At 33.1% G+C, this 12537-nt stretch carries 9 protein-coding genes, 19 tRNA genes and 1 rRNA gene; 3 read left to right on the top strand and 26 right to left on the bottom strand.

Features of this window, described 5'->3' with window-relative positions; genetic code table 11:
* Positions 1–3: 3 nt before the first annotated feature.
* The 3 genes from ilvN to ilvD are packed head-to-tail and all read left to right on the top strand — an operon-like array spanning position 4 to position 3168.
* Positions 4–483: an acetolactate synthase small subunit gene (gene ilvN / locus FYJ26_RS06625; RefSeq protein ID WP_176270030.1), complete on the top strand. Its 480-nt coding sequence runs from the start codon at positions 4–6 to the stop codon at positions 481–483.
* A 16-nt stretch (positions 484–499) separates the two neighbouring features.
* The gene (gene ilvC / locus FYJ26_RS06620; RefSeq protein ID WP_154540845.1) at positions 500–1504 is read left to right on the top strand and encodes a ketol-acid reductoisomerase; all 1005 of its coding nucleotides are present in this window, start codon (positions 500–502) and stop codon (positions 1502–1504) included.
* A complete protein-coding gene (gene ilvD / locus FYJ26_RS06615) occupies positions 1504–3168 on the top strand; it encodes a dihydroxy-acid dehydratase (RefSeq protein ID WP_154540843.1) in 1665 nt (554 codons plus the stop codon). Before ilvC ends, ilvD begins: the two co-directional genes overlap by 1 nt.
* A gap of 165 nt (positions 3169–3333) precedes the next feature.
* Here ilvD and FYJ26_RS06610 read toward each other — a convergent pair whose 3' ends face one another.
* The 26 genes from FYJ26_RS06610 to rrf all read right to left on the bottom strand — a co-directional run bounded on the left by FYJ26_RS06610 (position 3334) and on the right by rrf (position 12527).
* Complete coding sequence (locus tag FYJ26_RS06610) at positions 3334–4794, bottom strand: TrkH family potassium uptake protein (RefSeq protein WP_154540841.1); 1461 nt, start codon at positions 4792–4794, stop codon at positions 3334–3336.
* Between the two features lie 2 nt (positions 4795–4796).
* Complete coding sequence (gene trkA, locus FYJ26_RS06605) at positions 4797–6164, bottom strand: Trk system potassium transporter TrkA (RefSeq protein WP_154540839.1); 1368 nt, start codon at positions 6162–6164, stop codon at positions 4797–4799.
* Between the two features lie 187 nt (positions 6165–6351).
* Complete coding sequence (locus FYJ26_RS06600) at positions 6352–7254, bottom strand: helix-turn-helix domain-containing protein (RefSeq protein WP_154540837.1); 903 nt, start codon at positions 7252–7254, stop codon at positions 6352–6354.
* A gap of 81 nt (positions 7255–7335) precedes the next feature.
* The gene (locus FYJ26_RS06595) at positions 7336–7959 is read right to left on the bottom strand and encodes a hypothetical protein (RefSeq protein ID WP_154540835.1); all 624 of its coding nucleotides are present in this window, start codon (positions 7957–7959) and stop codon (positions 7336–7338) included.
* Between the two features lie 9 nt (positions 7960–7968).
* Positions 7969–8256, bottom strand: coding sequence for a hypothetical protein (locus FYJ26_RS06590; RefSeq protein ID WP_154540833.1), 288 nt, complete (start codon positions 8254–8256; stop codon positions 7969–7971).
* 212 nt (positions 8257–8468) lie between these two features.
* The gene (locus FYJ26_RS06585) at positions 8469–9782 is read right to left on the bottom strand and encodes an alanine/glycine:cation symporter family protein (RefSeq protein WP_154540831.1); all 1314 of its coding nucleotides are present in this window, start codon (positions 9780–9782) and stop codon (positions 8469–8471) included.
* Between the two features lie 430 nt (positions 9783–10212).
* Positions 10213–10289, bottom strand: a tRNA-Ile gene (locus FYJ26_RS06580).
* A 24-nt stretch (positions 10290–10313) separates the two neighbouring features.
* Positions 10314–10390 (bottom strand) — tRNA-Ile (locus FYJ26_RS06575).
* Between the two features lie 16 nt (positions 10391–10406).
* Positions 10407–10482: transfer RNA gene (locus tag FYJ26_RS06570), tRNA-Trp, on the bottom strand.
* Positions 10483–10545: 63 nt separating this feature from the next.
* Positions 10546–10621 (bottom strand) — tRNA-Phe (locus tag FYJ26_RS06565).
* Positions 10622–10624: 3 nt separating this feature from the next.
* Positions 10625–10718, bottom strand: a tRNA-Ser gene (locus FYJ26_RS06560).
* Between the two features lie 25 nt (positions 10719–10743).
* Positions 10744–10834: transfer RNA gene (locus FYJ26_RS06555), tRNA-Ser, on the bottom strand.
* 6 nt (positions 10835–10840) lie between these two features.
* Positions 10841–10916: transfer RNA gene (locus tag FYJ26_RS06550), tRNA-Lys, on the bottom strand.
* A 95-nt stretch (positions 10917–11011) separates the two neighbouring features.
* Positions 11012–11087: transfer RNA gene (locus tag FYJ26_RS06545), tRNA-Lys, on the bottom strand.
* Between the two features lie 3 nt (positions 11088–11090).
* Positions 11091–11166, bottom strand: a tRNA-Gln gene (locus FYJ26_RS06540).
* A 5-nt stretch (positions 11167–11171) separates the two neighbouring features.
* Positions 11172–11248, bottom strand: a tRNA-Arg gene (locus FYJ26_RS06535).
* A 3-nt stretch (positions 11249–11251) separates the two neighbouring features.
* Positions 11252–11325: transfer RNA gene (locus FYJ26_RS06530), tRNA-Gly, on the bottom strand.
* A 4-nt stretch (positions 11326–11329) separates the two neighbouring features.
* Positions 11330–11415 (bottom strand) — tRNA-Tyr (locus tag FYJ26_RS06525).
* A gap of 75 nt (positions 11416–11490) precedes the next feature.
* Positions 11491–11566: transfer RNA gene (locus FYJ26_RS06520), tRNA-Thr, on the bottom strand.
* Between the two features lie 66 nt (positions 11567–11632).
* Positions 11633–11709 (bottom strand) — tRNA-Asp (locus FYJ26_RS06515).
* A 66-nt stretch (positions 11710–11775) separates the two neighbouring features.
* Positions 11776–11851: transfer RNA gene (locus FYJ26_RS06510), tRNA-Val, on the bottom strand.
* Between the two features lie 64 nt (positions 11852–11915).
* Positions 11916–11990: transfer RNA gene (locus tag FYJ26_RS06505), tRNA-Glu, on the bottom strand.
* Between the two features lie 23 nt (positions 11991–12013).
* Positions 12014–12090 (bottom strand) — tRNA-Met (locus tag FYJ26_RS06500).
* A gap of 4 nt (positions 12091–12094) precedes the next feature.
* Positions 12095–12183, bottom strand: a tRNA-Leu gene (locus tag FYJ26_RS06495).
* A gap of 58 nt (positions 12184–12241) precedes the next feature.
* Positions 12242–12316 (bottom strand) — tRNA-Asn (locus FYJ26_RS06490).
* A gap of 94 nt (positions 12317–12410) precedes the next feature.
* Positions 12411–12527: ribosomal RNA gene (gene rrf / locus FYJ26_RS06485) — 5S ribosomal RNA — on the bottom strand.
* Positions 12528–12537 lie beyond the last annotated feature (10 nt).

Below are 12537 nucleotides of genomic sequence, written 5' to 3'. Positions count from 1 at the left end.
AAAGTGAAAAAATTAAGTACTATAAATGTTTTAGTGGAAAACAATGCTGGTATACTTACGAGAATTTCTTCGATTTTTTCAAGAAGAGGATACAATATAGAAAGCATAAATGCAGCTGTAAATGGTAAAGGTAACAAGACAAGGATTATCGCGACCATATCTGAAGAAGAAGAGCTTGTAAGGCAGGTTGTAAAGCAAATTGAGAAGCTTGAAGATGTAATAAATCTTGAGATAATGGATGATAAAAACTTTATTTCAAGAGAAATGCTAATTGTTAGGCTAAAGATACATAAAAAAGACTATTTGGAATTAAATGCCCTAACAAATCTATATAAGGCAAATATAATTGACTATTCTAAAGAAGACCTCTATTTAGAGCTTACTGGAGATAGGGATAAGGTTAATGATTTTTTAGCAATAGTTTCAAAATACCAAATAGAAGATGTAACTAGAACTGGAATAACAGGGATAAAAAAATATTAAATTTAAGGAGTAAAAAATGATAAAAAAATACTATGACAAGGATTGTAATATAAACCTACTTAAGGAAAAAACTGTAGCTGTAATAGGATTTGGTTCACAAGGTCATGCCCACGCCCTCAACTTAAAAGAATCTGGTATAGATGTCCTTGTAGGACTTAGAAAGGGCTCAAAATCTTGGAAAAAAGCAGAAAGCTTTGGACTTAGAGTTTATGAAGTAAGTGAAGCTAGCCAAAAAGCAAATGTGGTAATGATGCTTGTACCAGATGAAGTATCTGCAGACATATACAACAGTGAAGTTGCCCCTTACATGAAAAAAGGTGACACTTTGATGTATGCTCATGGATTTAATATCCACTACTGCCTAGTAAAACCTGCTGAAGGTATTGATGTGGCAATGGTCGCTCCAAAAGGACCAGGTCACACTGTAAGAAGTCAATTTGTTAAAGGTAATGGTGTTCCTTCTCTTGTAGCAGTCTATAAAGATTATTCTGGTAAGGCAAAGGATCTTGCCCTAGCCTATGCCTCTGCTATAGGTGCAGGTAGAGCAGGTATTCTTGAAACAACTTTCAAAGAAGAAACTGAAACTGACCTTTTTGGAGAACAAGCAGTTTTGTGTGGTGGTATCTGTGAACTTATGACAGCAGGTTTTGAAACCTTGGTTGAAGCAGGATATGAAGCAGAAATGGCATACTTTGAATGTATTCACGAAATGAAACTTATAGTTGATATGATTGTTGAAGGTGGTTTTTCAAATATGAGAAACTCCATCTCAAATACTGCAGAATATGGTGACTACTATGCTGGAAAGAAAATAATAGGAAAAGAAACAAGAGATGCTATGAAAAATATCCTAGAAGATATCCAGTCAGGTGCCTTTGCAAGTCAATTCATGCAAGAATTCTCATCAGGAAGAAAGATAGAATTTCTTACAACTAGAAGAAGAAAAAAAGAACATCAATTAGAAGAAGTCGGAAAAGATCTGAGATCTATGATGACTTGGCTTAATAAAAAGGAGAACTAATGAAATTAAATAGTGATAAAGTACTAAGGGGTAGTGAAAGAGCTCCAAATAGATCGCTTTTTTATGCCCTAGGCTATAGCAAAGAACAGCTTAATAGACCTTTGATTGGAATAATATCAGCCTATAGTGAAATTGTTCCAGGTCATATGTACCTAGATAAGGTAGCTGACTCTGTAAAAGCCGGAGTTTTAATGAATGGAGGAACACCTATAACTATTCCTTCAATTGGAGTTTGTGATGGTATTGCAATGGGTCATATAGGTATGAAATATTCCCTTCCAAGTAGGGAAATTATAGCGGATAGCGTTGAAACTATGGCAATAGCCCATGGACTTGATGCTCTAGTGCTTGTTCCAAATTGTGATAAGATTGTTCCTGGCATGATAATGGGAGCTTTAAGGCTTAACCTACCTACAATTCTTGTAAGTGGTGGTCCTATGCTAAGTGGAAAAAATAAAGGTAAGGAACTTTCCCTATCATCAGTTTTTGAAGCTGTAGGAGCAAATAAGGCTAATCTAATAAATGATGAACAACTTTATGAGATTGAAAAGTCAGTATGCCCTACTTGTGGATCTTGTGCTGGAATGTATACTGCAAATTCTATGAACTGCCTATCAGAAGCCATAGGTCTAGCCTTGCCTGGAAATGGAACAACTCCTGCTGTTTATTCTGAAAGATATAGGCTTGCTAAAGAATCTGGCTTTCAAATAATGGAACTTTTAAAAAATGACATTAGGATAAATGATATAATAACAGAAAAGTCAGTTAAAAATGCCATAGCATGTGATATGGCTTTGGGTTGTTCTACAAACACAGTTCTTCATCTATTAGCCATAGCTAGTGAAAGAGGACTTGATATAGACCTAGATATATTCAATAAAATAAGCGAGAAAGTGCCTAATCTTTGCCACCTTGCTCCAGCAGGTCCTCACCACATGGAAGACTTATATCTAAGTGGTGGAATAGGAGCTGTTGAAAAAGAGATCTCTAAAAAAGGATTAATCGATTTAAGTCTTATTACTGTAAGTGGGAAAAGTGTAGGAGAAAATATCAAAAATATTGAAAATAAAAATAATGAAGTTATAAGAGATATTGAAAACCCGTACTCTAAAGTTGGAGGACTTGCAATTCTTTTTGGAAATATAGCCACTAAGGGTGCAGTTGTTAAAAGATCTGCTGTAGATGAGTCTATGCTCAAACACACTGGTCCTGCAAGAGTATATAATTCAGAAGATGATGCCATAAAAGCAATTTATAACTCTCAAATAAAGCCTGGAGATATTGTTATTATAAGGTATGAAGGTCCAAAAGGTGGCCCTGGTATGAGAGAGATGCTTAACCCTACATCTGCCCTTGCTGGAATGGGACTTGATAAAAGTGTCGCGCTTATAACTGACGGAAGATTCTCTGGAGCATCTAGAGGTGCCTCCATAGGTCATGTATCACCAGAAGCAGCACTAGGTGGACCTATAGGCATTATAGAAGATGGTGATATTATAGAGATAGATATACCATCTTATTCTATAAATTTAAAAATAAGTGATGAAGAATTTAAAGAAAGAATTGATAAATTCATACCTCTTGAAATAAACAAAGTAAATGGTTGGTTAAATAGGTATAGAAGACTTGTAACAAGCTCAGATAAGGGAGCTATTTTAAAATAATTTTATCAAATTTTTCCTTTATTAAGTCCATTTTAAATTTTTATTTAAAATAATAAATTAAATCTACGACTAATGTATAAATGAATTTTGCCTTATAAAAATCATCTAATCTATACCAATAAAACCCACATTAAGCGAAAATTTCCTTATTGTGGGTTTATTTTCTTATTTATCCTTCAAATACCTGTAAGTAGATGGATATAAAAGTAAAAGCACTGGGAATATTTCAAGTCTTCCCAAAAGCATAGCTAAGGTTAAGACAAATTTTGAAAGTTGTGACATTTGTGCAAATGTTTCAATTGGCCCAAAAGCTCCAAGACCTGGACCTACGTTATTAAAAGTTGTAGCAACTGCTGCAAAGGCCGTTTCAAAGTCATTCATATCTATAGACACAATCATAAAAAAAATTATAAAAATTAAAATATATATAACTAAATACTTTGATACTGATTTTTCAGTCTTTTCATCAACTCTCTTTCCATCAAGTCTATTTATGGTTATTTTCTTAGGATTCATTGCTTCTCTTATTTGGTTTATACCACCTTTTATTAGGATAACAAATCTAGATACCTTAAGTCCACCTGCAGTTGAACCTGCACATCCTCCTATAAACATTAGAAGAATTAAAATAGACTTAGAAAAAAGTGGCCATTTTCCAAAGTCTGCTGATACATAACCTGTTGTGGTTATTATAGATGAAACTGAGAAAAATGAATTTACCAAAGAATATATTACATCCTTGTACATAGATAGGATATTTATAAATACAAGCACACTTGATATTAGGATTATACCTACATACCATTTTAATTCCTCACTATCAATAGCAACTCTTAGGTTTTTTGTTATGGCATAAAAATAAATATTGAAGTTTACACCAAATACTGCCATCATAATTCCTAAAATAAATTCTATATATCTAGAATTATAGGCTCCTATTGATATACCCTTACTCGAAAATCCACCAGTCCCAGCTGTCCCAAAAGCGTGAACAATAGAGTCAAAAAGATTCATTCTTCCCAACATAAGTAAGATAATAGTAAGTATGGTTAAGATTATATACATAAGGTAGAGGTTTCTTGCTGTGTCTGAAAGTCTTGGTGTAATCTTTCCAAAGCTTGGACCGGGAACCTCACTTTTCATTAGTAGAGATGATTCCTTGTTGGAATTTGGAAGAATTGCTATGGTAAATACAAGTATACCCATACCCCCTATAAAGTGAGAAAATGACCTCCAAAATATTATAGAATGAGGTAAATCTTCTACATTAAAGGCAACCGATGCTCCTGATGTTGTAAAACCTGATACCATTTCAAAAAATGCATCTATATATGATGGGTAATTTGACTTTGTAAGAAATAAGGGAATTGCCCCTATAAGTGAAAATATAAGCCAAGTTGATGCTGTTATAAACATAGCCTCTTTTGTATAGATGTGACTTTTATTATCTCCAAGTTTTGATAGTAACATACCTAGTATTATAGATATTATAATTGGTAGTATAAAATTTATCTTATCAGCTATTGATTCTTTATAAATAAAAGAAACTATTAATGGGAATACCAACAAGCCTGCCAAAACCAAAAGAAGCTTTCCTATAGAATATTTGACAATTTTTAAGTTCATAATTACTCCAATATATCGTCTATTTCTGTAAAGTCCTTGTGCTTGGTTATAACCATAACTCTATCACCAAGTTTTATTACAGATTCTCCATTTGCAACCTCGATTTTTCCACCCAAATCTTTTCTAGATATGCATACTATGAGGGTATTAGACTTAAGGTTTAAATCTTTAAGTCTAATACCTGTTAGCTTAGAATTTTCTATAACTGTAAAATCAATTGCTTCAACCCTATCATCAGATAGCCTATAAAGGTTTGATATAGACTCTCCCCTTGAATTTTCCTTACTTCTTAGGAGTCTTGATACATAAAAAGAAGCAGATTTTTTAGGTGTTACTGTAGTATCTACATCGAGTATCCCAGTTATCCTCAATAGTTGGGTTCTATTAACCTTAGCTATAGTTTTTTCTATACCACATTTTTTGGCAAGTAAGGAGATAAGAATATTCTCCTCATCAATGCCTGTAAGAGAAACCACTGCATCATAGTTTTCAACCCCTACCTCATCTAGGATTTCTGGATCTGTTCCATCTGCATTTATAACATCGCAATCAGGAACAGACTCAGAAAATTCAATAGCCTTTTTCTTATTATTTTCAAGAACTGTTACAGCAAAGTTTCTCTTTAGTAGAAGTTTTGTAAGATAAATGGCAATAGAGCCTCCACCTATTATTAGAACATCCTTTATATTTTTTTTAGAGTCAACTTGACTTTTATAAAACTTATCTATATCCTCCCTAGGACCTGCTACATAGATTTTCTCTCCAACCTCTAATATATGGCTACCATTTGGTATAACAACTTGATCATCTTTTTCCCCAATAGCTATTATAATATTTCCCAAAAGTCCTTCTTTATTCAAGTCCATTAAAGACTTATTGATAAGTTTGGAATTTCTATCTAATTCAAGCTCTATAAGTATGACTTTTGAATTAAGGAAATTTTCGACATTTACCGCATAGGTATATTTTAAGGTTCTTTGAATCTCTTTTGCTGCAAAAAACTCAGGATTTACTAACCTATCAACTTCCATTGCCTTTCTCATAAATTCTTGATCTTTTATATATCTTGGATCACGGAGTCTTACAATAGTAGACCTTGCTCCTTTTCTCTTAGCCATAATTGATGATATAAGGTTTACATCATCATCAAATGTCATAGCTATAAAGACATCACATTTATCGACATTAGCCTCATCTAATACATCAAGGTCTCTACAATCTCCCAGAATTCCCATAACATCATTTTGAGAAAGAAGTCTTTCTAGTACATCTTGATCTTTATCTATAACTAAAATATTGTGTCCTTCATCAGATAATTGACTTGTAAGGTAAGAACCTACCTTACCAGCACCCACAATAATAATATTCATAATTCCTCCTAAAGATACTATCTTTATATGTTCTTATTGTATAATATCTTAAGTAAAAATCAAAGTAATAAAGTCTGATCAGATATATGATACAGGTTGGGCAAAATATTTTTTAAATATAATAAGTTACTTTAAAAAACTTTTTCAAAAAAACTATTTTAGTATATGATTGTCTTTTTTTAAAAATTTAATTACTTTCCAGATGTTTGTCTAAGTAATCTAACCTATCTCTTGAATCACAAATCACCTTAGATAGTATATCTGCTTTTTCTTCATAATGTTTGGCTAAACCATATTTATCAATCTTATAATATATTTTAGATAATATATGAAACAAAAGATCTAAATATTTCATATCAAACAATCTTTTAGAATTATCAATTCCCTTTATTGTATATTCTAAGGATTTTTCATAATTTTTACTCATGTAATTATTAATAGCTAAAATATACATTAAATAATTTGATGTAACAGAATCATCTCCTAAAATATCATATACAAAACATAAAATCTCATTAGATTTGTTAATATTATAATTCATTTTTGTCATTAAATCTGCTATCTTAATTAGAACATGCAGTGATCTTTGATTATAATTAAAACTTTCAAACTTATTTATATCGTAATTCTTAATATATATTTCAATAGATTCTTCATATTTAACTAAAGCAAGTTTATATTCTTTTTCACACAACTCTAAAAATAAGGCTTCATAAAATTTTAAATTAGCATTAATCTCTACTTGTATATAAGGTGCAAACTTATCAAGGTCAATAGATTTCACATTTTCATAGATATCTGATACTTTTTTTAAATAGTTACAATTTAAATTATAGTTTAATTCAATAAAAAGATTATTTATTTCATGCAATTTGGAGCCATTTGTATCTAAAAACAATTTTCTAACACTGATATTTAAGGCATCTAGTATATTTGCTAGGGTAGTTAATTTAGTATCTATTTTACCTTGCTCACATCTTCTTAAAGTTTGTTCACTAATATTTGAACTATCTGCTAATTCTTTTTGAGTCATATTTTGATATTTTCTAATATTTTTAATTTCTTTACCTATAAAACTATAATCGTTCATGATAATCTCCTTGTATTAAAAAAGAACTGCTATAAATATAACAGCTCTAATTATTAAAATATGGAAGCTTAAAATAGTGTATTATTCTACACCATCACAAGCATATCCAAATGCAGGTCCACATATTATTGAACATGCTACACCGAATACTGGAAACGCCGCTCCTACTCCTCCACAGAAGGTTGCACATGCTACGGCTCCTCCCAAATCACATACAAATTTTGGAAGAGAATATCTTATTTCTCTGAAATAAGATATATTATTATATGCAAAAAATTCATTTAGTTCTTCATTTTCATCTAGCTCAGCAGAAGCTACTGATAAAACGATTTTTTGATCAGGAATATATACTACTTGTGTAAATAATTTAGAATTGTTATTTTCATAGTAAATTGGTAATATGATAGCCTTATCATATTCTTTAGATTCAACTTTTACTGGTACTAATTTTGAATTATTAAATTCTTTGTAGTTATTCTTATCTATTTTATTAAGGTATCCACTATAAGATAACTCTTTATTTATTATTTCCCAATCATCATTACTCAAATCGTACTTTTCTGATTTATAATCTAAATTATTATCTTTTAATGTAGATTCAACTATTTCATCAAAAGTTTTACTCTCTTCACTAGCTAATGAAGGTCTAATACCACTTAAGATCATTAATATTGAAATTGAAACTGCTATCACTTTTTTTAACATATTGTTCTCCTATATAATTTTTAAGTAAGCTAATACTTGAATTATCAAAAATACTATTATGAGTATAATAATAAGATTTTTATTTTTAACCAGTATTTCATCTTCTAAATACTTTGTCCCAAACAAACCAATTACTGTAAATATAGCAAAGTAGATTATAGGTTTTATTAAATATTCGGTTTGAAATTTTTTTCCCATCAATACATAAAATAAAACGCTAATAAGTACAGCAACTATAGAACCAGCTAGCGGCAAGTAAGAAAAGTATTTTGATAAATTAGTATTTTTCTTATCCATCTTATCCTCCTTAAGCTTCCATAGAATAACCTAACTATCTTATGTTTAGTTTATAACACAATTCATTTTCATACAACTATCATTTGTGTATGTTTTTTCTAAGTTTATAATATTTACTAAGTAGATTTATAGAATATTATAAACTTAGCATTAATATTAGAAAAATTTGATAAAATTATTTAAGTTATTATTAAAGTAAAAAAAATGAATTCTTATACCCTATCCCTTAATAGGAATAAGGCTATAATATTTGGTATTACCATAAGGGAGTTAAAAAGGTCTGATAAATTCCATACAAGGTTAATTTTAAGAAAAGAACCTGTAATTATAAAGGATATGAATATAGCCCTAAATATATTGATGTTTTTTTCACCAAATAAAAATTTATAGTTACTCTCTGCGAAATAATACCAAGCTACAATTGTTGTAAAGGCAAAAAATGTAAGTGCTATGGCAAGCATTACCTTTCCAAAGGGTCCAAAACTCAATTCAAAAGCCCTTTGAGTAAGGACAGCTCCATTTAAATCTTCTTTATATACTCCTGTAACTAATATTATTAAAGCAGTTGCTGAACAGATTATTATAGTATCAACAAAAACACCAAACATAGCGATATAACCTTGACTATAAGCGTTTTTTGCATTGGCAGATCCATGAGCATGGGCTGTAGTTCCCATACCAGCTTCATTTGAAAAAAGTCCCCTAGCAACCCCAATAGAGATTGCCTTTTTCATAGAAATTCCCATAAGTCCACCCAAAGCTTGTTTATATCCAAAAGCTGAGGTGAAAATAAGCTTAAATGAAGGCAGGATATTTTCCTTATACTTAAAGAGTATTATGATAGAAAATACTATATACAAAATAGCCATAAAAGGAACTAAAAGTTGGGCAAAATTTGATATTCTATTAATTCCACCTATAAGGACAACAAAAGAGACTATGGCTATAAGAATCCCAATTAAAATCAAAGGGATATTATTATTTATAGCATGGATAGATGAAGCTATAGAATTTGCTTGTGTCATATTTCCAAAAAATCCTAAGGCTATTATTAATAAAATTGAAAAAGACCTTGATAGTAACTTAGCCAATCTCTTATTTTTTATACCTTTCATTATGTAATATGAAGGACCACCAATTAAGCTTCCATCTGGAAGTTTTTCATTAAACTTTTGGGATAGGACACTTTCAGCATAAATCGTAGCCATACCAAAAATAGACATTACCCACATCCAAAATATAGACCCCGGCCCTCCTGTTACAATGCAAGTTGCAACACCTGCTATATTTCCTGTCCCAACCTGACCTGCTATAGCAACCGAAAGGGCCTTAACAGGTGAAATTCCTTCATCATTTTGTCGAAACATTCCACCAAAAGCTTCGATAAAAGCTGTCTTAAATTTTCTAAATTGAACAAATCTTGTTTTGAAAGTGAAGTAAATTCCTATAGAAGATAGAAATAAAACCAAAATCCAATCTCTTACAAAGGAATTTAAAATTCCAACAATATTATTTAAGTTTTCCATTATTTTCTCCTAATATTAAATATGTTTAAATTTTATCATAAATAGTATGTCATGTTAAATTAATTTAATTATTAACGTTTAAAATTAAAAATAACTTAAATAATGTTAAATATTAGTAATATTTTTAAAATTACAAAGATAAAATATATTAGCAAAAGATAATAAGCTAATATAAAATTTATATTGATTCAGTTATTCATCTAAATCTTATTTTCCTAAAATCTATATCATGATTTTTAGTAAAATTTCTAATCTTTTCATCTAAGAGAAATTATTCATTGCAAATTTTATATATTTGCCATTATAAAAAATATAAAATATTTCATTAAGTTGCAAAGTACTGATTTTAAATACTTATATATTCAAAACTATTGTAGAATTTGAATTATTACATATAAAAAACACCAATCAAAAATGATTGGTGTTAGTATGGTGGGCCTCCAGGGACTCGAACCCTGGACCTACCGGTTATGAGCCGGGCGCTCTAACCGACTGAGCTAGAGGCCCAAATAAATCTATAAGATTCATTTATGGTGGACCTGAGTAGACTCGAACTACCGACCTCACGCTTATCAGGCGTGCGCTCTAACCTGCTGAGCTACAGGTCCATATTAAAATATAAAATGGCAGGGGTTACAGGACTTGAACCCGTGACATCCGGTTTTGGAGACCGACGTTCTACCAACTGAACTAAACCCCTACTTAAACTCCCATTATCCTTAAGATTACATAAAGAGTTTTCCAGAAGCCGAGTAGGCTTGTTTGGTGCCCAGAGGCGGAATCGAACCACCGACACGGGGATTTTCAGTCCCCTGCTCTACCGACTGAGCTATCTGGGCATATGGCGGAGAAGGAGGGATTTGAACCCTCGCATCCCTTTTGAAAGGATCTACTCCCTTAGCAGGGGAGCCTCTTCAGCCACTTGAGTACTTCTCCAAAAGCCAATTAAGGCTTAAAATATTGGCGGAGAGGAAGGGATTCGAACCCTTGTGAGCCGTAAGACTCTAACGGTTTTCAAGACCGCCCCGTTATGACCGCTTCGGTACCTCTCCATATTTTGGTGACCCATCGGAGATTCGAACTCCGGACACCTTGATTAAAAGTCAAGTGCTCTACCGACTGAGCTAATGGATCAATCTAGAAATACAGTGGCTAAAGATTGCCTTTATCGCCTATTTAGCTTTGCCAGTATAACCACTAAACTAATTACATATTATAAAAAATGTTAATGGTGACCCATCGGAGATTCGAACTCCGGACACCTTGATTAAAAGTCAAGTGCTCTACCGACTGAGCTAATGGATCATATGGCTGGGATAGCAGGACTCGAACCTACGCATACCAGAGTCAAAGTCTGGTGCCTTACCGACTTGGCTATATCCCAACATGTGGCGCGCCTGGGAGGATTCGAACCTCCGACACACGGATTAGAAGTCCGTTGCTCTATCCAACTGAGCTACAGGCGCATATGGAGCGGGTGAAGGGAATCGGACCCTCGCAACCAGCTTGGAAGGCTGGGGCTCTACCACTGAGCTACACCCGCAAATTGGTGGGGAAGAGCGGATTCGAACCACTGAAAGCAAAGCTAACGGATTTACAGTCCGTCCCATTTGGCCAACTCTGGAACTTCCCCAAAATTTGTATTTCTTAAAAATAAGTAAATATAATGGTTTACACCATTTTTTATTTTATTGAATCACAATAAAATTGGAGCTGATGATAGGACTTGAACCTACAACCTATTGATTACAAATCAATTGCTCTACCAATTGAGCTACATCAGCACATTGGATCTCTTTTGAAATCCAAAGGCTTTATCCTTTTATAGCAATAAATGCTTAAAGGACTTTTGGCGACTTAGATGGGACTCGAACCCACGACCTCCGCCGTGACAGGGCGGCATTCTAACCAGCTGAACTACTAAGCCAGAAAATCTAGCTTTGCTAAATTTGTACTCCGCTCGAATCTTCTCAGAACCGGACGACTTGTTTAATGGTGGAAGTAACAGGGCTCGAACCTGTGACCCCCTGCTTGTAAGGCAGATGCTCTCCCAACTGAGCTATACTTCCAAAAAATTATCAAAAATCTAATACATGATTTTAATTAATAAACTAGAATTGATAAATTTAAAAATGGTGACCCTACCGGGATTCGAACCCGGGATACCACCGTGAAAGGGTGGTGTCTTAACCGCTTGACCATAGGGCCTTATTATATTTAGAGTAATTAATTGGTTGCGGGAGTAGGATTTGAACCTACGACCTCCGGGTTATGAGCCCGACGAGCCACCAAGCTGCTCCATCCCGCGATATTGGTGCCGAGAATCGGAATCGAACCGATACGGTGTTTGACCACCGCAGGATTTTAAGTCCTGTGCGTCTGCCAGTTCCGCCACCCCGGCTTATCTCGCTAAAGCGAGTGCTCCGCACGAATCCTTCAGGAACCGGACGGGTTTTAAATGGCGCTCAGGGTGGGGCTCGAACCCACAACCTACCGGTTAACAGCCGGGTGCTCCACCATTGAGCTACCTAAGCACATGCAATATATATAATTATAAAATATGTATTGACTTTTGTCAAATTATCTTATGGGTTTTTGTGAAGAATTATTCTTCACAAAAACTTCTAAGTTTGGCAACTTCCTAATCTCCCGGGAGGTCTCCCTCCGAGTACCATCGGCGTTAGAAGGCTTAACTTCTGTGTTCGGTATGGATACAGGTGTATCCCTTCTGCTTTTGTCACCATATTTTCTTTAC

The organism is Anaerococcus porci (genome assembly GCF_009696575.1).
Lineage (GTDB): Bacteria > Bacillota > Clostridia > Tissierellales > Peptoniphilaceae > Anaerococcus > Anaerococcus porci.
This window is presented reverse-complemented; position numbering and strand designations above follow the sequence as displayed.